Genomic DNA, 20147 nt, shown 5'->3' with positions numbered 1-20147 from the left:
CCTCTCAACCGCGTTGCGTACCGACCGTCGGCGGAGTCTACCGAGAGCCCGGGCTGCTCCGTAGGGTGTTTATCGACCGGACGGGTTGGCAAATCGAGCCGTGGCCCGGCGTCAGACCAGTTCGAGGATCTCGAACTTCGTGGTCCCGCGTGGGCCGCGGACGGAGATGACCTCGCCGACGCGGGCCTTCATGAGGGCCTCGCCCATGGGGCTGCTGGCCGTCACCTCGACGATCTCCGCCGAGACCGAGCCGGACGCCTCGCCGACGAGCCGGAACACCTCGACCTCGTCCGACCCCACCTCCCGCATCTTCACCGTGGCGCCCAGGAAGACCACCCCGGTGTTCTTGTGGGCGGCCTCGTCGACGACACTGGCACGGGCGAGCCGCTCCTGAATGCGGCGGATCTCCGCCTCCTGCATCCCCTGCTCCTCGCGGGCGGCGTGGTAGTCGGCGTTCTCCTTCAGGTCCCCCATGGCTCTCGCCTCGGCGATGCGCTCAGAGATGACCGGGCGGTTGGCAAGCAGGGATTCGAGGCGGGCCTCGATCTGCTGCTTCTCGTCGCGGGTAATCATCTCCATGGGCGTCTCCTTGGATCAAAGATCAAAACGCTGTGCCCCGGCCGGGTGGCCGGTCATAGGGCCTCTCGCAGAAAGGACGGGTCCCGAGGTATCCCCCAATGGCTCAATGTAGGCCAGAAACCCTCCGGGAACCAGCCTGCGCGCGGGCCGCCGCGAGCGTCCACGCGAGCACCGCGGCCACGCCCGTTCCGGCGATGATCGACCACTGGATCCCCGTCACCGCAGTGGTCGGGCCCGAGTACCCCGACCCGCTGAGGGCGAAGATGGAGGTGAACGGAGACCCCATCTCCAGCCACTTGGGCGACGCCCCCACCGCCCATGTAAGGAGCGTGGCGCAGCACGGAGCCGCGACCACGAGCACGATGCAGGTTCCCATCCACACGGCGCGGGAGGCGGCGCCCGCCTCCCCGCGGGCAAATGCAATGGCCTGCACAGCTCCGATCAAGAGTCCCCACGCAAGAAAGAGGCTCGCGACCGCCGCCACCACGGCAATCGGCCAGCCAGCCAGACTCCAGAGCGGCCAGATGACCATCTGGATCGGGATCAGCATCAAAAGGGTGTCGGCGAGCGCGGCGTGCACACTCGGCTCATCGGGCGGAAGCTGGCTGAGCCGGGTCATCGGCCAGAGAATCGACAGCCCAGCCGCGAGCACCACGAGCAGCGTGCGGGCCGCCGGGCTGTACGCCCCCGGCGTTTCGGGCGGAAGTTGCATCAGCCAGAGGATGCCCCCGGCAACCGCAAGCAGGACGTAGGTCGACCACAGGAGCGCGAAGACACGTGGCTCGCCGCGCCGGTGGGCCCACGGATCGGCAGCGGGGACCTCGCTGGGGGCTTCTCGGTCGTGATCGCGGGAGTCCCCCGGACCACCGAGGAAGGGGGAATCACCCTCGGGACCCGGCGAGAACGAGGAGTGGTCCGATCCTGGAATACCGTCGGGATCGCCGGGCTGCAGGTTCACCGCCCTTGAGTGTGCGCCGGCTCCACGCCGGTTTCCACCAGGATATCCCGGCCTCGGATGTCAATAAACGGACGGCCCGCATCGACGCGGCCGGTTCGCATGACGATGTCCGAGAGATTCTTCAACTTGACTCCCGACGGCATCTCCCCCGGCAGAGGCTGGTCGACCGGCCCGCCCCAGAGAATGCGGGTGTTGTGACGCGTCAGGATCGAGAGAAGCCGCCTGTTCTTGGAGAGGTAGTCCGAGGCATCGATGCCGACCACCTGTTCGAACCCGGGGCAGGGACGGATGTACTGCAGGAGCGCGAGCGACGGCTGAACCTCGCCCCCCTCCCATACTGATCCGAGGCTCGGCGGAGGGGTCCGCACCCCGTGGACGACGCACAGACCAGACGTATCAGGGGCGAAGATCTTGTCGAGGGCCTCGCCGCGGAAGGTGACCCACTGGTCGCCGCGGTTTGTGCGGACGCACGCGAAGGGCACCCGCCACTGACCATCCACCCGAACGACGCCGGCCTTGTCGCGCCGGACGCGGACCTCGTTGGCGAACCAGCCGGTCGCCTGCAGAGCGGACTGCGCCCGCTGGAGCGATTCTCCATCGAATGTATTGGCCGTGAGGCAACTCAACGCCAGTTGCTCCAGCCGCGTGCGGGTCTCCGAATCGACCCATGTGTTGGGCGTCGTGCTCGACGATGCCGCTCGCGGATCGGCGCTAATCGCTGGCGGCCAGTTGAAGACGACTGTCAGGCGATCGCTGCGGATCTCCTCGGCCTTGGCCTTGAGCGGCGACCGGCCCACGGCCAGCCCCGCAATCAGGCCAACGACGATGACCGCCGTGGCAATCGTCGTAAACGAGCGGGTAGTCCGCGACCAGTCGGAGAATAGAGAAGAGAACCACCTGGATAGGGGTCCCGGCGACGTGGATGCTTGGGTACGCGACTTCTTCTTTCGGGCCATGGTGGTCTCGCTGTCCGTGCGATCGGCCAGATGGTCTACGGGGCTGGAACGGAAGCCCCGGGAACGGCGTGGGCCGGGGTCGGGGAATGTGCGGAATCGGCGTGATCTCGCAGCGCGAGTTCGACCATGCGCGCACACAACTCGGGCATGGCGATGCCCGCGTGACGCGCGGCCTTGGGAACCAGCGAGTGATCCGTAAACCCCGGCGTGGTGTTGATCTCGAGGAACCACGGCGTGTTGGACGAGTCGAGCATGAAGTCGGCGCGGGCGATGTGGCGCAATCCCATGGCCCTGGCCAGCCGCGAAGTGGCCTTCGAGATCTTCTTCAGCACCGATTCGGGAACATCCGGATCGAGGATGTACCGCGTGTCGTCGCGGGTGTACTTGGCGGCGTAGTCGTAGAGGCCGTCCTGGGGGCAGATCTCGATGACCGGAAGGGCCTGACGGTCAAGCAGTCCGACCGTGAGTTCACGCGCCCGGGCCTGGCCGCCAACCTTCGGTTCGATCATGTACGTCCGAATGACTCCGGAGTCCCGCTCCGCCCTCACCGCCGCGAGGGCCGCCGCGTAGTGCGCGCGGCTGGTGCACACGTGCAGGCCGATCGTCGATCCCTCATGGACGGGCTTGATGACGACCGGGAGCGCCGTGGGACACACAGGATCATTCGGATTGAGGATCCACACCGGGGGCGTATCGATTCCCAGGGCGAGCGCGGCGGCCTTCGTCGCGATCTTGTCCATCGCCTCCCGCGCCGAGCGCGGGCCCGAGCCCACGTACGGGCGTCCGTCGAGTTCGAGTATGTCCTGCAGCGGCCCCCCCTCGCCCCACGGACCGTGGAGGTACGGGAAGACGACGTCCGCCGGCAGGGCGCGGAGCTGGTCCAGGGAGAGCGTGGAGATGATCTCGAGCCGGACGGTGTAGGCGCCTGAGGCACGCAACGCCTCGGCGATGGCGGTCGCGGACTTGATCGACACCTCCCGCTCGGCATCAGGGCCGCCGCCCAGAACCAGGACCGAGACGGGATCATTCGAGGGTGGTGTGGTCATGCGTTCAGCCTCAGGCTCGCTTCCAGATGACTACCTCGGTATCGAGCGTGACCCCGAAGCGATCGGCGACCCTGGCCCTCGCCTGCTCAATGAGCAGGATCATGTCGCCGGCCGTGCAGCCCTTGCGGGCTGTGAAAAAGTTGGCGTGGTGGGACGAGACCGCCGCGCCGCCGACCGTCATCCCCTTGCAACCGGCCTTGTCCAGCAGCATGCCGGCGGACACTCGGGCGCCCGGGACACCGATGTTCGGAATCTCGATCCTGAGCGTGGGGTTCTTGAAGACGCAGCCCGCGGAGCGATCGCCCAGCGGCTGCGACTTCTTCTTGTAGGCCATGACCTCCTTGAGGCGGGCACGGACACGCGAGGGATCGTCTCGCTTGAGCCTGAGGTCGACCGACGTGACGACCAGGTCATTCAACCCGGAGTGGCGGTAGGAGAAATCGATGTCGCCGCGCTCGAGCGTCACGGGCGAGCCGGAGCGGTCCAGGCCGTGCACTCGCGCGACGACATCGCAGATCTGCGCGAACGTGCCGCCCGCGTTCATGACGATCGCGCCGCCGATGGTGGCAGGGATCCCGCCAAGGCCCTCAAGCCCGGCCAGCCCCGCCTTGGCGGCCTCAAGAATGAGCCTGGGGAGGTTCACGCCCGCCCCCGCGGTAATCCGGCCCGCCGCGGGATCGATCGACGAGGCCGCAAACTCGCCCTGCGCCAGCGACACGACCAGGTTGCCGACGCCCTCGTCGGCGACCAGGAGGTTGGCGCCGTCGCCCAGGATGCGAAGGGAGCGGTCGGCCTCGAGGCAGCGGCGGAGCTCACCGGTGTTCACCGGTCGGGCAAGGTGATCGGCGCCGCCTCCGACTCCGAACCACGTCGGGATCGGGGCGTTGGGTTGAGCCTGGAGCTCGGCGATGAGGGGCATCGAGACCATGACTCCGTTGCGGCCAGTCGGGTGCGGGCGGCGCCTCCGAGCGCCGCGCGGCTAGGCGTTGGATCCGGCGGTGAGGTAGCCGCGTGCGACATTGTCGACCGGCCCGGCCCCCATGACCACCAGGAGGTCGCCGGGACGGCAGATGACCTCCAGCTGCTCGATGATCGCCTCGAACGGGTACAGGTGCATGGCGTGCTTGCCTCGAGTGCGGAGGCGGTCCACGAGGTCCGTCGCCGACACCTTCTGCTTCTCCGCGATCGAATCACGGACGAAGTAGATGTGTGGAACGATCACGATGTCGGCCGCGTCGAAGGCCGTGGCGAACTCGTCGAGGAGGTGCCGGGTGCGTGAGTGCTGATGGGGCTGGAAGACGCAGATCAGGCGGCCCGATCGCTGCTCGGGGCGCTCGAACTCGCGAAGAGCCCTCAGGGTCGCGTCCACCTCGGTGGGATGGTGGCCGTAGTCGTCATACACGCGGACGCCCACCCGCTCGCCGAGGAACTCGCAGCGACGCCGCAGGCCCCGGAACGAGCCGAGCGAGCGGGCCACGGCGTCGGGGTCTCCCCCGGCGAGGATGGCCAGCGCGCACGCCGTCGCGGCGTTCATCGCGTTGTGCTCGCCCGGAAGGGCCGTGATCCACGCGGCCACGAGCCCATAGTCGCGTCGAATAAGAGCGGTCTGCCGCGAGATCGGATCCCACCGCACCGACCAGTCGGCGGATGGGGAGTAGCCGATCGTCTGAACATCGCACTCCAACCCCGCGGCGATCTCGCGCCGGTGCGCCCCCTTGTCGGCAATGAGCAGCACGCCCCCGTGCCGCGCGTGCGGGAGGTGGCGGGCGAACTGGCGGAACGCCTCCACCACGGCATCCAGCGAGCCGTAAATATCGAGGTGGTCCGCCTCGATAGCGGTAATCGCCGCGATGACCGGGTGATAGTTGTGAAACGAGCGGTTGAACTCGCACGCCTCGACCACGAGCAGGCCCGGCCGGCCCGCGAGAGGACCGGTCGGGATCTCCCCCGCTCCCAGGCGGAAGCCGCCGGCCTTGTCCAGTTGCGGGCACGTTGCCCCAACGATGACGGTCGGGTCCAGCCCCGCGTCGCGAAGGGCGCAGCCGAGCATGGCCGTCGTCGTCGACTTGCCGTGGGTCCCGGCAACCGCAATACCGGACATGCCGGTCATGCAGCGCCCGAGGGCCTCGGCGTACGACAGGTGCGGGATGCCGCGCCGTTCGGCCTCCAGCAGTTGGGGATGGTCCGGCTTGATCGCCGCGGAAGCGATGACGAGGTCGGCGTCATCGGGGAGCCACTGCCTGGACTGGTCGAATCCGACGTCGACCCCGTCCGCGATCAGCGCCTGCGTGAACTCGGAAGGGTACATGTCCGACCCGGAGATGTTGGCGCCGCGGGAGCGGAGCATCCTCGCCAGGCCGCACATGCCGCAGCCGCCGATACCGATGAGGTACGCGTGCTTGCCCCGAAAATCGACGGGCGGAGTCGTGAGCGCACCGCCGGGCGCGGCGGCGGAGAAGGGCGCCGGATCCCGCGAGGGCGACGCGGAGGCGCCCGGGGCGCCGGGTGGCAACTCAGTTCGGGGTAGGGCCATATCGCCCAAGGCTATCGGCCGGGGGACCGCGGCGGCGTGAGAGAGGCGGCCGATGGGAGAAATGACCTCCCACGTCGCCAATCAGCGGCCGGCAACCCAGTTGACAAGCAGTGAAAAAAGCCCGATCGCGCCGACGGCCGCGATCATCGCAGGCACCCAGGCCCGCATCGGCGCTCGAACAACGTTGTCGGTTGCGCCGCGGACCAGTGTCAGCCGATCGACCGCCGCTGGGGCAAGCGGTCCGTCGCCCGTACGGGCCGAATCCTGGATGATGGCGATGACCAGGTGGGCGTCAAAGGGCCGCAGACCCAGCGAGGTGGCGAGACGGACGACCCGCTGCCGGTGCTCAGGCGTCAGGATGGCCGCCCGGCCCCCCTCCAGGTACTGCGAGGCGCGGAGCGCGACGATCCAGCGGGCGTCCAGCGGGGACAGCCATGCCGCAGCCCGGTTCTCAGAGCGGATCCGGGCGGCCGAGCTCGCAGCGGCTGACGACGCCTGTGGGCTCGGCGGAGCCGCAGGGATGCCCGAATGCAACAGACGTGCCGCGGGCGCGGCGGCATCGGTGACCAAACGCAACATGGGGCGGCTCTGCACGTGTGTCATGGCCTCGCCGGGACATTCGTGCAGTTCCCGTGCCAGGTTCGCCCGGATCGCGCGATTCATGCGCAGCGCGAGCGGCTGCCAATGGCCGGGAGGAATCAGGTATTGTTCGCATGGCCCCGAGCCGACGTTTGACCTGCACGTCAGATAACCCGTCCCGAGACGCTGCCCGGCGGTCTCAGCCTCCACTACATACTGGATTCAGCCTCGACGGACCGACTAGACTGGTCCGCCGCCGCGGCCCTCGATTCGCCCGCCTCGGCTCCGAACGTGCTCGATTTTGGTGCCGCCGGACCTCCCGGCCGCCCGCGCCAGGAGATCCGCGATGGGAATCGATTTCGCCCTCGACGAGCTGTACGCCACCGGCTGGTCCTCCCTCGACACCGCGGACTGCAACTACAACACCGACGGCCGTACCTTCCCCAGCCTCGACCGCGTCAAGGCCGAGTTCGCCGGCGCGGGCCTCTCCCTCACGCTCCGCCGCATCGACAAGTTCAACTGCTGGCGGGCCGAGTGGTCGGACTCATCAGGCCGCGTCAGCGGCGGGGTCGTCGGCCACAGCGAGGCCGATGCCGCCGTGTACGCCCTGGCCCAGATGCGCCGCCAGACGCTCTCCGCCACGGTCTGATCCCCTCCGGGACCGCCCGCCGACGCTTGAGGCCCGTCCCGCCCCTGTCTAAACTGCCATCCGCTGGCCCCGTCGTCTAGCCCGGTCTAGGACGTCAGGTTCTCATCCTGAAAACACGAGTTCGAATCTCGTCGGGGTCACTTTGATCCGGCACCGTCCCGCACGGTGCCGTTTCACTTTTTGGCCCACCTGATCGGGCGGCTTCAAAACCCGCGGCGTGGTCTCCCAATCACCGTGCATGGACATCATGCCCGCCCACAAGCTGCCGTCCACCACCCGCTCCCCCAACTCCAACCCCGGCCTGATTCACTCCCTGAGCCGCGCGACCCTCGCCGCCATCGCCGTCGTCGGCGCCGCCGCGATCCCCGCAGTGCTCGGCTTCCTCGGCCCGATCCAGCCGACAACCGGCGCCCCGCTCGCCGGGCTCGGGGCCACCCCAAACCCCGGCTTTGCGCTCCTCACGGCCAACCACGTCTGGGCCGCCTCCATCAGCGCCGGCCTCGTAGCGCTCCTCCTCACCCTCATCGCCGCGCGTCGCACCGCCGTCCTCGCGCTGATGACGCTGGTGCTCCTCGGCGCCGCTCTCGAGTCCGTGCGACAGGCCTCCCACTCGGCCCCCGCACCGGCCGCCGCGACTGTTGCCATCCTGCGGTAGCCGACGGCCCGACGCCGCCGCGGTACAGTAACGGCCCATGCCCGGCTCCTCGGCCAGTTCAGCGGTCCACGACGTCGTCAAGCAGTACTGGGGCTTCGATTCTCTCCGCCCCCTCCAGGCCGAAGCCATCGATGCCGGCCTCGCCAAGCATGATTCTCTCGTCGTCATGCCCACGGGCGGTGGCAAGTCCCTCTGCTACCAGGTCCCGCCGCTGCTCTCGGGAAAGATGAGCCTCGTTGTCTCGCCCCTCATCGCACTCATGCAGGACCAGGTCGCCGGCCTCGCCCTCGCCGGCTATCCGGCCGCGGCCATCAACAGCGCCATGTCCACCGACGACGCGGCCGCAGCCCGGCGCGACGCCGAATCCGGCGCCACCCGCCTCCTGCTCGTCTCTCCCGAACGCCTTCTCACCGACTCATTCATCTCCTGGCTCAAGCGCCTCGCCTCCCGCGGCCAGCTCGAGTCCTTCGCCATCGACGAAGCCCACTGCATCAGCCAGTGGGGCCACGACTTCCGCCCCGAATACCGCCGACTTGCCGAACTCCGCCGCCATCTCCCCGGCCTCCCGCTCCACGCCTACACCGCCACCGCCACCCCGCGCGTCCGCGAGGACATCGTCACCCAGCTCGATCTCAAGAGCCCCGCCGTCCTTGTCGGCCGGTTCGACCGCCCCAACCTCACCTACCGAATCATGCCCCGCGTCCGCCTGGTCGATCAGGCCGCCGAGGTCATCGGCCGGTGCGCCGGCGAGGGACGCGGCGCCGCCATTGTCTACTGCATCAGCCGCAAGGACACCGAGTCCGTCGCCGACGGCCTCAAGTCCCACGGCATCAACGCCCGCGCCTACCACGCCGGCATGGACGCCGCGAAGCGCACCCGCGTCCAGCACGACTTCCGCACCGAACGCCTCAACGTCGTCGTCGCCACCGTCGCCTTCGGTATGGGCATCGATCGCTCCGATGTCCGATGCGTCATCCACGGCGCCATGCCCAAGACCGTCGAGCACTTCCAGCAGGAGACCGGCCGCGCCGGTCGCGACGGCCTCCCCGCCGAGTGCGTCATGTTCTACTCCGCGGCCGACGCCGTCCGCTGGAAGCAGCTCATGCAGCGCAGCGCCATGGAGGATCTCGACGCCGACGAGTCCATCACCGCCTCCTCCGCGGAGGCCCTCGCCGTCCAGTTCGAACTCCTGTCCCACATGCAGCGCCTCTGCTCCGGCGCCCGCTGCCGCCACGCCTCCCTCTCCGAGTACTTCGGCCAGTCCTACTCCCCCGCCGACCCCGCCGGCGGCTGCGGCGCCTGCGATATCTGCCTCGGCGAACTCAGCGCCCGCCCCGACGCCGCCGACATCGCCCGCAAGATCATCTCGTGCGTCGCCCGCTTCGCCATGACCGGGCAGGCCTACGGCGCCGCCCACCTCATCGACGTCCTCCGAGGCCGCGCCACCCCCAAGGTCCTCGAACGCCGGCACGACGACATGACCACCTTCGGCCTCCTCCGCGAGATGAGCAAGGAGGCCCTCGCCTCCTACGTCAACCAGCTCACCGACCAGGGCGTCCTGGGGCGAGACGGCGTCGAGTACCCCGTCATCACCCTCACCGCCGACTCCGCCTCCGTCCTCAAGGGTCAGCGCCACGTCGTGCTGCTCGAACCCAAGCTCGCCCCCGGCCGCCGCCGCGCCGGCAAGTCCGACGGCCAGTCCCGTCCCCTCGCCGAGACCGAGCAGGCGCTCTTCGAGAGCCTCCGCGAACTCCGCCGCCACCTCGCCGATTCCCTCGCTGTCCCGCCCTACGTCGTCTTCTCCGACGCCACGCTGGAGGCCCTCGCCAGGTCCCGCCCGTCCACCCCCGACGGCCTCCTCGCCATCAAGGGCATCGGTCAGGCCAAACTCGCCCAGTTCGGCGAACGCTTCCTGGAACGCATCGCCGAGCAGAGCCGCCGCCTCGGCCTCGACCTCGACGACACCCCCGCCACGCCACCACCCCGGCGCGCCGCCGCGCCCCGCTAGCGGGCCCCCGCCCGCCCGGCCGTACCATCTCCCTCATGAGCGTCAACGCCGCCCTCGCCGAGCGATTCTCCATGATCGCCAAGATGATGGACCTCCTCGGCGAGAACCGCTTCAAGGCCATCGCCCACGATCGCGCCGCCCGCGCCATCGAGGGCCTCTCCTACGACCTCGCCCCCATCGCCGCCGACGGCGACAACGCCCGCAAACGGCTCATGGAGATCGACGGCATCGGCGAGAAGATCGCCGACAAGATCATCGAGTACTGCCGCACCGGCAGCATCACCGAACTCGACGAACTCGCCGCGAGCGTCCCCCCGGGCATCCTCGGCCTCATGAACATCCCCGGCCTGGGCCCCAAGACCGTATCGGTCCTCTGGAAGGAAGGCGGCGTCACCGACCTTGCCAGCCTCAAGAAGATCATCGACGACGGCTCGATCCTCAAGCTCCCCCGCATGGGCGCCAAGTCCGTCGACAAACTCAAGGAGTCCATCGCCCTCGCCGAGCAGGGCTCCGCCCGCCTCCCCCTCGGCCTCGCCGCGCCCGTCGCCGAACGCTTCGTCGCACGCCTCAAGGACATCAAGGGCATCAAGCAGATCGCCTTCGCCGGCTCCCTCCGCCGTGGCAAGGACACCATCGGCGACATCGACATCCTTATCGCCACCACCAGCCCCGCCGCCGCGAGCGAGGCCTTCCGCTCCATGCCCGAGGTCGTCCAGGTCCTCGCCGCGGGCGAGAGCAAGTCCTCCGTCCGCGCCCTGATCAACCCCGACCTCGGCCGCTGGACCCTTGAAGGCAAGGAAGGCGACGAAGTCCCCGCCCCCTCGTCCACCAAGCCAGAGCGCTCCGGCCCCTCCGTGCAGGTCGATCTCCGCGTCGTCCCCACCGCCGCGTGGGGCGCCGCCCTCATGTACTTCACCGGCTCCAAGGAGCACAACGTCCGCCTCCGCGAACTCGCCCTCAAGCAGAACCTCACCCTCAACGAGTACGGCCTCTTCCCCGAGGACGACCAGGACTCCCCGCCACAGTCCCGCGGCGTCAAACCCGTCGCCTCCAGGACCGAGGAGGACATCTACGCCGCGCTCGGCTTCGACTTCATCCCCCCCGAACTCCGCGAAGACCGCGGCGAACTCGACGCCTTCGCCCGCAAGCCCTCCAAGCGAGCCCCTGCCGAGCCCACCCTCGTCACCATCGAGGACATCAAGGCCGAACTCCACGCCCACACCACCGCCTCCGACGGCCGCATGTCCATCGAGGAACTCGCCGAACACGCGAAGAAGCGCGGCTTCCACACTATCGCCGTCACAGACCACTCCCGCTCCTCCGCCATCGCCAACGGCCTCAGCGTCGAGCGCCTCCTCGAGCACATCGACGCCGTCCACGCCGCCGCCGCCAAAGCCAAGGGCATCACCATCCTCGCCGGCTCCGAGGTCGACATCCTCGCCGACGGCTCCCTCGACTACCCCGACCGCGTCCTCAAACAACTCGACGTCGTCGTCGCCTCCCCCCACTCATCACTCAGCCAGGACCCCGCCACAGCCACCAAGCGGCTCCTCTCCGCGATCAAGAACCCCTTCGTCCACATCCTCGGCCACCCCACCGGCCGCCTCATCAACCGCCGCCCCGGCCTCAGCCCCGACATCGCCGCCCTCATCGCCGCCGCGAAGGAGCACGATGTCGCCCTGGAGATCAACGCCCACTGGATGCGCCTCGACCTCCGCGACATCCACGTCAGGGCCGCCGTCGACGCCGGATGCCTCATCGCCGTCGACTGCGACGTCCACGAGGCCGACGACTACGACAACCTCCGCTTCGGCATCTCCACCGCCCGCCGCGGCTGGCTCACCCCCGACCTCTGCATCAACACCTGGCCCGCCAGGAAACTGCACGCATGGCTCAAGCGATGACACAGCCGACGACTTCCGGCAAGGCGCGCCGAGCACGCATCGCCTATCGCTCACCTGCGTCGACTGCTAGCCTCATCGCCGCTTTAGCATGCACGTTCCTCGCTGCCGCGCCGGCCACCGCACAATGGGATCAGGCGGCCGTATGGGCGGGAAAGAAGCTCCTCGAACTGCGACAGGCACACCTGCCTCAGCAACCACGGTTTGATGATGCAATCGCTGCGGATTCCCCGAATGCGGCGGGGCGATACCTGTGGCTTTTCGAGCGACTTGACCCGAGGCTCTCGAGCGCCGCCGGGTCGTTTGAACTGAACCTCAGCGGGCTCCGTGTGAGCGAATACCTGTCCGCGGTGACGACCGACGAGATGCAGAAGTTGCTCGAAGACAACCAGGCGTGGATCCTCACCGCGATTGAAGCAACCCGGATCGAATCGTTCAACCTGCACAAGAGCGCCCTGCTGAACGCCGCCCCTCCCCGAGAAGGCGACCCGCGCCGGGGATTCCTCACCAAGGCACGGCGGTGCCAGAGAGTGCTCGGCGATGATGCGATCCGGCTCTGGTGCTCGGGCGACTATGCCGGCGCCATCGAGCGTGCGTCCGCAATCGTCCGCCTCGGTATCCAGCTCAGGCCTCGTCACGCAGACATCACAGATGCACTGGTTGCCGAGGCGACGATTGCACACGGCACAAGACTCCTCCAGGAAATGCACGCCGCAGCGGCGGCACAATCACTGGACCTGGCCATCTTCGATCCGGCGCGAGAGGCCATCGGCCGCGTCAACGCCGATGATCCAGGCGGCATCAGGGACTCCTGGTTTGAGTACCGCCGCGGCATCTTGGAGTTTGCTGAAGCCCAACTCAGCGACGAAAACCCCGGGACTGACCTGGCCATTGCCTTGGCGCAGGTCACCGCCCAGCGCATCGTCATCGCACGCGTATTTGAGCCCCTGCACGAAGCGATGAACGAGGGAAAGCCTCCAATCGAACCTGTCCAGGAGGCGATCAGTCTTCGCTCACCCAAGACCCGACAGCAACTCTCCGATGCCGCTCGCAAACTCTCCGGAATGTCCGTCATCGAACTCCTCGACCGTGTGGACGCCGCATCGGTCCTCGGAGCCGAACTCGAATCGAACTGGGATGCCGACAACTCCGACGATCTCTTTCGCACGGCGGACATCCGCATCGAAGCCGACCGAACAGGAATGCTGACACTGCTCCTTGGTGCACCTCGGTCCCTGCACAGGAAATGGAAGGAGTCGGTCCAACAGCATCAGAGGTTGCAGCAGATGCTGCAACCCCTGCCAGCCCCCGACGCACCGCCCGCCCCATGAACTCCATCCTCCACGCCGACTGCCTCGCCGCCCTCCCGTCCCTCCCCGACGCCTTCGCACGCCTCATCTACATCGATCCCCCCTTCAACACCGGCCGCGCCCAGTCCCGCCGCCGCGTCCGCGCCACCTCCGACCCCGACAACGGCACTCGCACGGGCTTCCACGGCCGCCGCTACTCCCAGACCGTCTCCACCACCCGCGGCTACGCCGACGACTTCGGCGATGCCTACCTCGACTTCCTCATGCCCCGCATCGCCGCCTCCCTCCACTGCCTCACCCCCGACGGCTCCCTCTTCCTCCACCTCGACGACCGCGAGGTCCACTACGCCAAGGTCGCCCTCGACCGCCTCCTCGGTCGCGACCGCTTCATGAACGAGATCATCTGGGCCTACGACTACGGCGGCCGCCCCAAGACCCGCTGGCCCCGCAAGCACGACACCATCCTCTGGTACGCCATGGACCCGCGCCCCCGCCGCTACGTCTTCAACTTCAATGCCATCGACCGCGTCCCCTACATGGCCCCTCGCCTCGTCACACCCGAGAAAGCCGCCCGCGGCAAGACCCCCACCGACGTCTGGTGGAACACCATCGTCCCCACCAACAGCCGCGAGAAAACCGGCTACCCCACCCAGAAGCCCCTCCCCATCCTCGAACGCATCATCAACGTCCACACCAACCCCGGCGACACCGTCCTCGACTTCTTCGCCGGCTCGGGTACCACCGGCGAGGCCGCCGCCAAGCACGCCCGCCACTTCGTCCTCATCGATTCCAGCGCCACCGCCATCCGCACCATGCGCCGCCGCCTCAGGCCGCACCTCGCCGATCCGCGCAGGTGATAGCCCCTTCACAACTCCGCATCGCCGGCCGCATCACGGCAACTGCGCCGCCGGCCCAAGCTTCACCTTCACCTTGATGCTCTTGCCCGTGAAGCGGAACGGAACCTGGTAGTCGCTCTCATCAACCGGCGTGCCGGTGTCAACCCCGACGCAGAAGGTCTCGCACCAGGGCAGGATGACCGGCACGCTGTGCGGCATGGCATGGCGGTCCACCACCGTGCCGTCGACCTTGAGCGAACCGGTGCCCCCTTTGCCAAAGCCCGGGCCGTCGTACTTCCAGTCGAACTCCAGCGTGTGCTTGCCGGGCGAGAGCGCCTCCTTCCCCTGCCACTTGACGATCGCCAGTTGCAGAAGGTTCCACGTAAACACCGGCTTACCCTTGAGCAGGTAGAAGCCGTACCCGCCGAATCGACCGCCGTCGGTGATCAGCATCCCCTCCCCGCCGCCCTCCGGAACCTCGATCTCGGCCGTGATGGTGTAGTCGCGATCGAGCAGGCTGGGCGCGCCGCCGATGCCCGGGTACGGCACATTGGCGATCTCGCCGGTGTACGTAAAGTCGGTGCGGCCGAAGGCGTAGTTGGGCTTCTCCTGCGAGACAAACCGGACAAGAACGCTGTCGTCGAGCGGGAAGACGCGGTACTTCTCCGCCTCCATCGTGAACCGCTGCTTCATGTCGCGCAGCTTGTCCGGCATTTTCGCGGCAAGATCATCGGACTGCGTCCAATCCTCATCGATGTTGTACAGCTCCCACGTGAAGCCGTTCATGACATCCGAGAGCGGCTTGGCCAGCGAGAGATCCCACGGCGAGTGGACAGGTGGCGCCGACGCGATCCAGCCGTCGTGGTAGATCGCGCGGGAACCGAACATCTCGAAGTACTGGGTCTTCCGATGACCAGGAGCGTCGGCTTTATCCCAGGTGTACGCCATGCTCACACCCTCGATCGGTCGTTGGGTGATGCCGTTGACCATCACCGGCTGCGGCAGGCCCGCCGCATCGAGGATCGTCGGCACGATGTCGATGCAGTGATGGAACTGGTGCCGGATCCCGCCCTTGTCCTTGATCCGCGCCGGCCAGCACATCGCCATGCCGTTGCGCGTCCCGCCGAAGTGCGACGCCACTTCCTTCGTCCACTGGTACGGCGTCGCCCAACACCACGCCCAGCCCACCGCGAAGTGCGGGTAGGTCTGGTCGGTCCCCCACTGGTCGTAGAACTTCATGTTCTCTTCGACCGTCGGGTGGAGGCCATTGGCGACGGCGAACTCACTGTACAGGCCGTTGAGCGTGCCCTCGGGGCTGGCGCCGTTGTCACCGCTGATATAGATGATGAGGGTGTTGTCGAGTTTCCCCGCGTCCTCGACGGCCTGGATGACACGCCCGATCTCGTGATCGGTGTACGCGAGGTACGCCGCGTACACCTCCGCCTGGTGGATATAGAGCTTCTTGGCCTCGGCCGGCAGCGTGTCCCATTCGGGCAGATCCTTCGACCACGCGGTGAGCGTCGCGTTCTGCGGGATCACGCCGAGCTTCTTTTGATTCGCGAAGATCGTCTCTCGCAGCTTGTTCCAGCCCCCGTCGAACAGGTGCATCGCGGCGATCTTGTCGACCCATTCCTTCGTGGGGTGGTGCGGCGCATGCGTGCCCCCCGGCGCGTAGTAGATCATGAACGGCCGATCCGGCTGGACCTCGCTGACCATGCGGACACGATCGATCGCCTCATCGGCCATGGCGGTGATCAGATTCCAGCCGGGATGGCCCAGGTACGGCTCGATCGGCGTGGTGTTGCGGAAGAGGTTGTTGGGCTGCCATTGGTTCGTGTCGTCGCCGATGAACCCGTAGTAGTAATCGAATCCCTTGACCGGCCCCGTCGGCCAGTCGGTGAACGGCCCGGCCTGGCTTCCCGCCCACTTGGGCACGTTGTGGTCCTTGCCGAACCATGAGGTGTCGTAGCCGTTCTGGCGAAGGATCTCGCCGATGCAGACAGCGTCGCGCGGGATGATGCTGTTGTAGCCCGGGTAGCCCGTCGCCTGGTCGACGACGACGCCCGTCGCAACCGAATGGTGGTTGTGCCCGGTGAGCAGCGCGGCCCGCGTCGGCGAGCAGAGCGCGGTGGTGTGGAACCGCGTGTATCGCAGGCCCATGTTGGCAACACGGTCCAGCGCCGGCGTCGGGATCACGCCGCCAAAAGTCGACGGCGCGGAGAAGCCGACATCATCAGTCATGATGAGCAGCACGTTGGGCGCCCCCTTGGGCGGCGCGATGAGCGCCGGCCAGTACGGCGTCGAGTCCACGGCATTCGGGCTGATCTCACCACCGAACGGCGCCGGCGGATTGGGCAGGTAGCGACCGTCGACCGTGGTCGTCGCGCCCGGCTTGCCCGCCGCGTCCCCCTGCGCAAGCGCCGACGTCCCCACACAGCCAACCGCAAGGATCAACGTGCTGATCCGGCCCAGTGCGTTCATCGAGAAACCTCCGTTGTCAGAAGACCCCGCTTGCCAGCCTATCTGGCAGTTTGACGATTCGCAACGAGCCAGAAACCCAGCCGCACGCGCGCATCCCACCCAAACTGGGGCGCACGATCACTCTTGTGCGCCAAATCGCGTCACTCCACACTTCCCTCTTGCATCCCGCCCGCTCCCATGCCATTCTCCCGCAGTCGACTCACACGCACCCGGGGGGAACCACATGACCGCGCTCGCCGACATCCGCACCAACGCCATCCTCACGCTCCATCGCATCGCCCGCTCCCTCGACGCCCCGATCCTCGATGACCGCGGCTGCCCCGTCCCCCGCGCCGACGTCGCCGAGGCCCGCATGGCCTCCATCGCCCTCCTCCGCCTCGCCCACGATCCGCATGATCTCAGGATCGCGATACCGAACGACGACGCCGATCCGCCCCTTCCAAATCCTTCCCTATCCCACCGCCTCGACCGCGCCCCGCACGCAAACCCGCCGCGCCGGGCCCTCGCCGCGTCACCCGCTCATCCGGCGCCTGCGTTGACCCCACTCACCCCAAGCCCGCCTGTTGACCGCGCCCCGGCCCCTTCCGGTCCCCCTCCCGCCACCCCCGCCTCCAGGCTCCTCGCCCGCGCCGGCGCCCTTCCGCCACTCCCCGCGCCCGCCCTCCCTTCAGCCGTTGGCCTCAGTCTCGATCCTCCTCCTCACCCTCATCATCCTCCTCCGCCGCGTCATCCCCATCCGCCTCCGTTCTCACCACCACCGTCTCCCACCCGTCATACACCCCACCCGCCAACTCCGCCTGCCGCCGCAGCATCTCCGTCACCTCGTTGATCGTCGGCAGGTCAACGCCCGATTCGTGCGTCAGGTGGACCACCGTCTGCCCCTGCGTCTCATCCGTGGGCTCGTGGCTCTCCGCGCCAAACCCCTGTTCCGTCGCCCACTGCGCGAACGCCTCCGCCTGGTGCGGCTCGCCGAAGTACGCGTAGTGGTCCACCTCCCGCGCCTCGGTCAGCGGGTCCCCCTCCTCCTCCAGTTTCATCACCACGCTCCGGTCCCCGATCCACCGCTGCGTGCTCTCATCCGGGTACAGCGCCTCGCGATACACCTCCCAATCCGGGTCCGCCTGGCTGTAGATCTCCGGCGCATACCCCGCCGCCTTGGCCCGCACCGCCCGCACCGCCCCATCCAAATCGGCCCCCTTCGGGGCGTAGAAGAACCACTCGATCCTCCCCCCGCCGCGCACCCGCCCCACCATCACCGCATCCGCCAGCCGCACCACCTCGGCGACCAGCGCGTCATCCATGTCATTGACCCGCCCCACCTCGTCATCCGTCCCCAACCCGTCCTCCCCAGGCTCTTTCAGCGGCAGCACCAGGCACACCGACTCGGTCCGCCCCGGCTGAGGCATCTCCTCATACCACCCCATGTCCACGATCACCGCGGCCGGCCCGTCTTCAAACTCGACCGGGTAACTCTCCCACTGTTCGCTGTGCATGGCCATGGCGCGCCAGCATACCCGCGCCCGCCGCGACTGGCGAATCCGGTGTAGCGTGTACCCGTGCCCATCCTGCTCACCACACCCATCGAGGAGGTCTCCCCCGCCGCGCGCCGGCACGCCCCCGCCCTGCGCGCCCTGGGCGTCGCCAATGCCGCCCAACTCATCGCCCACCTCCCCATGCGCCACGAACTCGTCGAGGCCGAGGCCACCATCGACCGCCTCGAACCCGGACGCATCGTCACTGCCCGCGGCGAGATCACCGCCACCCGCACCGTCATGAAGGGCCGCCGCCCGCGCTTCGAGGCCGTCCTCATGGACGACACCGGCCGCCTCGACCTCGTCTGGTTCAACCAGCCCTTCATGCGCCAGCGCATCCACCCCGGCCTGCGACTCCGCGTCACCGGCCCGGCCCGCGCCTTCGGCCCCGGCCTCCAGATCGCCAACCCCAAGATCGAGCACCTCAAGGACGAGGCCGAACCCGCCGCCACCGACTCCCGCCTCCGCCCCGTCTACCCCGCCAGCGAGGACATCACCTCCGCCCAGATCGATGCGATCGTCCGCGACGCCCTGGCCCAGACCCTCCCGCTCATCGAGGACCACCTCCCCGAGGCCTACCGGCGCGAGCGGGCCATGCCCTCCCTGAGCGACGCCTACCGCCTCATGCACCAGCCCGAGTCGCAAGACGACGTCGCCGCCGCCCGCCGCCGCCTCGCCTACGACGAACTGCTCCTCCTCCAACTCGGCGTCCAGATGAAGCGGGCCCACCTGCGCGAGACCCTCCGCTCCCCGGTCCTCCGCTGGTCCGAGGCCATCGACCGCCACATCCGCGAACGCTTCCCCTTCCCCCTCACCCCCTCCCAGGATCAGGTCGTCGAGGACATCGTCTCCGACCTCACCCGCGAGACCCCTACCAACCGGCTCGTCCAGGGCGACGTCGGCTCCGGCAAGACCATCGTCGCGCTCTACGCCATGCTCCTCGCCGCCGCCTCGGACCACCAGGCCGCCCTGCTCGCCCCCACCGAACTCCTCGCCGAGCAGCACTACGCTTCGATCTCCCGCATCCTCGCCGGCTCCAGCGTCCGCATCGAACTGCTGACCGGCGCGATGACCGGCTCCGAGCGATCCGCCGCCCTCGCCCGCATCGAGTCGGGCGCCGCCGACCTGGTCGTCGGCACCCACGCGATCCTCACCGAAACCGTCCGCTTCGCCTCCCTCGCCGTCGCCATCATCGACGAGCAGCACCGCTTCGGCGTCCACCAGCGCGCCACCATGCGCTCCAAGGGAACCGGCGACACCGAGAGCAACATCACCCCCCATGTCCTGGTGATGACCGCTACCCCGATCCCCCGCACCCTCGCCCTCACCCTCTTCGGCGATCTCGACGTCTCCACCATCCGCGAGATGCCCCCCGGCCGCCAGTCGATCACCACCCGCGTTGTCACCCCCGACCGCTCCGCCGAGGTCTACTCTTTCGTCCACGAACGCCTCGACCAGGGTGACCAGGCCTACATCGTCGTCCCCGCCATCGACACCGGCGACGGCGACGTCAACGACCTCCGCACCGTCCACGCCCGCCTCGAGGCCCACGAACTCGCCGGCAAACGCCTCGCCGCCGTCCACGGCCGCCTCAAGCGCGACACCCGCGAGCACATCATGGGCCGCTTCCGGGAGGGCCTCATCGACGCCCTCGTCGCCACCACTGTCATCGAGGTCGGCGTCGACGTCGCCAACGCCACCGTCATGGTCGTCGAGCACGCCGAGCGGTTCGGCCTCGCCCAGCTCCACCAGCTCCGCGGCCGCGTGGGTCGCGGAGCCAAGCGCTCCGTCGCCGTTCTCATCGGCGAGCCCGTCACCGAGGACGCGGCGGCCCGCCTCCGCGCCATCGCCGAGTCCTCCGATGGCTTCGTCCTCGCCGAGAAGGACATGGAGATCCGCGGTCCGGGCGAGGTCTTCGGCATCCGCCAGGCCGGCGCCCCGCCCTTCAGGGTCGCCGACCTCGCCCGCGACCTCGACCTGCTCGCCATGGCCCGGCGCGACGCCACCGCATGGATCGCCCGTTCACCCGCCCTTGCCCACGAGGCCGAGGCCCTGCTGCGCCGCAGACTCCTCAAGGCCCACGGCAAGTGGCTCGGCCTTGGCGACGTCGGGTAGCGTACAACC

The 20147-nt window shown here is 68.4% G+C and carries 17 protein-coding genes and 1 tRNA gene; 8 read left to right on the top strand and 10 right to left on the bottom strand.

Going from position 1 to position 20147, the window contains the following annotated elements; genetic code table 11:
- Positions 1-111: 111 nt before the first annotated feature.
- The 7 genes from KF745_01310 to KF745_01280 form a co-directional block, all read right to left on the bottom strand.
- Positions 112-579 carry a transcription elongation factor GreA gene (locus tag KF745_01310; GenBank protein ID MBX3357042.1) on the bottom strand — a complete coding sequence of 156 codons (468 nt, stop codon included), beginning with the start codon at positions 577-579 and terminating at the stop codon, positions 112-114.
- A gap of 103 nt (positions 580-682) precedes the next feature.
- Complete coding sequence (locus KF745_01305; GenBank protein ID MBX3357041.1) at positions 683-1537, bottom strand: hypothetical protein; 855 nt, start codon at positions 1535-1537, stop codon at positions 683-685.
- On the bottom strand, positions 1534-2493 hold the full coding sequence (locus KF745_01300) for a hypothetical protein (GenBank protein MBX3357040.1): 960 nt from the start codon (positions 2491-2493) through the stop codon (positions 1534-1536). The genes KF745_01305 and KF745_01300 overlap by 4 nt, the downstream gene beginning before the upstream one ends.
- A 35-nt stretch (positions 2494-2528) precedes the next feature.
- Positions 2529-3539 (bottom strand): D-alanine--D-alanine ligase, encoded by a 1011-nt coding sequence (locus KF745_01295; protein MBX3357039.1) that lies wholly within the window; start codon positions 3537-3539, stop codon positions 2529-2531.
- A gap of 10 nt (positions 3540-3549) precedes the next feature.
- The gene (gene murB, locus KF745_01290) at positions 3550-4458 is read right to left on the bottom strand and encodes a UDP-N-acetylmuramate dehydrogenase (protein MBX3357038.1); all 909 of its coding nucleotides are present in this window, start codon (positions 4456-4458) and stop codon (positions 3550-3552) included.
- A gap of 60 nt (positions 4459-4518) precedes the next feature.
- Complete coding sequence (gene murC / locus KF745_01285; protein MBX3357037.1) at positions 4519-6072, bottom strand: UDP-N-acetylmuramate--L-alanine ligase; 1554 nt, start codon at positions 6070-6072, stop codon at positions 4519-4521.
- A gap of 81 nt (positions 6073-6153) precedes the next feature.
- Positions 6154-6735, bottom strand: coding sequence for a hypothetical protein (locus KF745_01280; protein ID MBX3357036.1), 582 nt, complete (start codon positions 6733-6735; stop codon positions 6154-6156).
- A gap of 262 nt (positions 6736-6997) precedes the next feature.
- Between KF745_01280 and KF745_01275 the strand changes: the two genes are divergently transcribed.
- The 7 genes from KF745_01275 (at position 6998) to KF745_01245 (ending at position 14031) form a co-directional block, all read left to right on the top strand.
- Positions 6998-7300, top strand: coding sequence for a hypothetical protein (locus KF745_01275; protein ID MBX3357035.1), 303 nt, complete (start codon positions 6998-7000; stop codon positions 7298-7300).
- A gap of 65 nt (positions 7301-7365) precedes the next feature.
- Positions 7366-7440: transfer RNA gene (locus KF745_01270), tRNA-Glu, on the top strand.
- Between the two features lie 98 nt (positions 7441-7538).
- Complete coding sequence (locus tag KF745_01265; GenBank protein ID MBX3357034.1) at positions 7539-7955, top strand: hypothetical protein; 417 nt, start codon at positions 7539-7541, stop codon at positions 7953-7955.
- Positions 7956-7992: 37 nt separating this feature from the next.
- Positions 7993-9963, top strand: coding sequence for a RecQ family ATP-dependent DNA helicase (locus tag KF745_01260; GenBank protein ID MBX3357033.1), 1971 nt, complete (start codon positions 7993-7995; stop codon positions 9961-9963).
- 35 nt (positions 9964-9998) lie between these two features.
- Positions 9999-11867 (top strand): PHP domain-containing protein, encoded by a 1869-nt coding sequence (locus tag KF745_01255; GenBank protein ID MBX3357032.1) that lies wholly within the window; start codon positions 9999-10001, stop codon positions 11865-11867.
- Entirely contained in the window at positions 11852-13195 is a 1344-nt protein-coding gene (locus KF745_01250) for a hypothetical protein (protein MBX3357031.1), read from the top strand. Before KF745_01255 ends, KF745_01250 begins: the two co-directional genes overlap by 16 nt.
- Complete coding sequence (locus KF745_01245; GenBank protein ID MBX3357030.1) at positions 13192-14031, top strand: site-specific DNA-methyltransferase; 840 nt, start codon at positions 13192-13194, stop codon at positions 14029-14031. Before KF745_01250 ends, KF745_01245 begins: the two co-directional genes overlap by 4 nt.
- A gap of 33 nt (positions 14032-14064) precedes the next feature.
- Here KF745_01245 and KF745_01240 read toward each other — a convergent pair whose 3' ends face one another.
- The 3 genes from KF745_01240 to KF745_01230 all read right to left on the bottom strand — a co-directional run bounded on the left by KF745_01240 (position 14065) and on the right by KF745_01230 (position 17990).
- Positions 14065-16491: an arylsulfatase gene (locus tag KF745_01240; GenBank protein ID MBX3357029.1), complete on the bottom strand. Its 2427-nt coding sequence runs from the start codon at positions 16489-16491 to the stop codon at positions 14065-14067.
- A gap of 199 nt (positions 16492-16690) precedes the next feature.
- Positions 16691-16885, bottom strand: a complete 195-nt coding sequence (locus KF745_01235) for a hypothetical protein (GenBank protein ID MBX3357028.1) — start codon at positions 16883-16885, stop codon at positions 16691-16693.
- A gap of 286 nt (positions 16886-17171) precedes the next feature.
- The gene (locus KF745_01230) at positions 17172-17990 is read right to left on the bottom strand and encodes a DUF695 domain-containing protein (protein ID MBX3357027.1); all 819 of its coding nucleotides are present in this window, start codon (positions 17988-17990) and stop codon (positions 17172-17174) included.
- A gap of 57 nt (positions 17991-18047) precedes the next feature.
- Between KF745_01230 and recG the strand changes: the two genes are divergently transcribed.
- Positions 18048-20138: an ATP-dependent DNA helicase RecG gene (gene recG, locus KF745_01225; GenBank protein ID MBX3357026.1), complete on the top strand. Its 2091-nt coding sequence runs from the start codon at positions 18048-18050 to the stop codon at positions 20136-20138.
- The last annotated feature ends 9 nt before the right edge of the window (positions 20139-20147 follow it).

The sequence above is a fragment of the Phycisphaeraceae bacterium genome (assembly GCA_019636655.1).
Classification (GTDB): domain Bacteria; phylum Planctomycetota; class Phycisphaerae; order Phycisphaerales; family UBA1924; genus JAHBXB01.
This window is presented reverse-complemented; position numbering and strand designations above follow the sequence as displayed.

Excerpts from the sequence above, each read along its gene's own strand:
- KF745_01310 (MBX3357042.1), bottom strand. The coding sequence starts at position 579 with ATGGAGATGATTACCCGCGACGAGAAGCAGCAGATCGAGGCCCGCCTC.
- KF745_01300 (MBX3357040.1), bottom strand. The coding sequence starts at position 2,493 with ATGGCCCGAAAGAAGAAGTCGCGTACCCAAGCATCCACGTCGCCGGGA.
- KF745_01295 (MBX3357039.1), bottom strand. The coding sequence starts at position 3,539 with ATGACCACACCACCCTCGAATGATCCCGTCTCGGTCCTGGTTCTGGGC.
- murB (MBX3357038.1), bottom strand. The coding sequence starts at position 4,458 with ATGCCCCTCATCGCCGAGCTCCAGGCTCAACCCAACGCCCCGATCCCG.
- murC (MBX3357037.1), bottom strand. The coding sequence starts at position 6,072 with ATGGCCCTACCCCGAACTGAGTTGCCACCCGGCGCCCCGGGCGCCTCC.
- KF745_01280 (MBX3357036.1), bottom strand. The coding sequence starts at position 6,735 with ATGAATCGCGCGATCCGGGCGAACCTGGCACGGGAACTGCACGAATGT.
- KF745_01275 (MBX3357035.1), top strand. The coding sequence starts at position 6,998 with ATGGGAATCGATTTCGCCCTCGACGAGCTGTACGCCACCGGCTGGTCC.
- KF745_01265 (MBX3357034.1), top strand. The coding sequence starts at position 7,539 with ATGGACATCATGCCCGCCCACAAGCTGCCGTCCACCACCCGCTCCCCC.
- KF745_01260 (MBX3357033.1), top strand. The coding sequence starts at position 7,993 with ATGCCCGGCTCCTCGGCCAGTTCAGCGGTCCACGACGTCGTCAAGCAG.
- KF745_01255 (MBX3357032.1), top strand. The coding sequence starts at position 9,999 with ATGAGCGTCAACGCCGCCCTCGCCGAGCGATTCTCCATGATCGCCAAG.
- KF745_01250 (MBX3357031.1), top strand. The coding sequence starts at position 11,852 with ATGGCTCAAGCGATGACACAGCCGACGACTTCCGGCAAGGCGCGCCGA.
- KF745_01245 (MBX3357030.1), top strand. The coding sequence starts at position 13,192 with ATGAACTCCATCCTCCACGCCGACTGCCTCGCCGCCCTCCCGTCCCTC.
- KF745_01240 (MBX3357029.1), bottom strand. The coding sequence starts at position 16,491 with ATGAACGCACTGGGCCGGATCAGCACGTTGATCCTTGCGGTTGGCTGT.
- KF745_01235 (MBX3357028.1), bottom strand. The coding sequence starts at position 16,885 with ATGCGGATCGTGGGCGAGGCGGAGGAGGGCGATGGAGGCCATGCGGGC.
- KF745_01230 (MBX3357027.1), bottom strand. The coding sequence starts at position 17,990 with ATGGCCATGCACAGCGAACAGTGGGAGAGTTACCCGGTCGAGTTTGAA.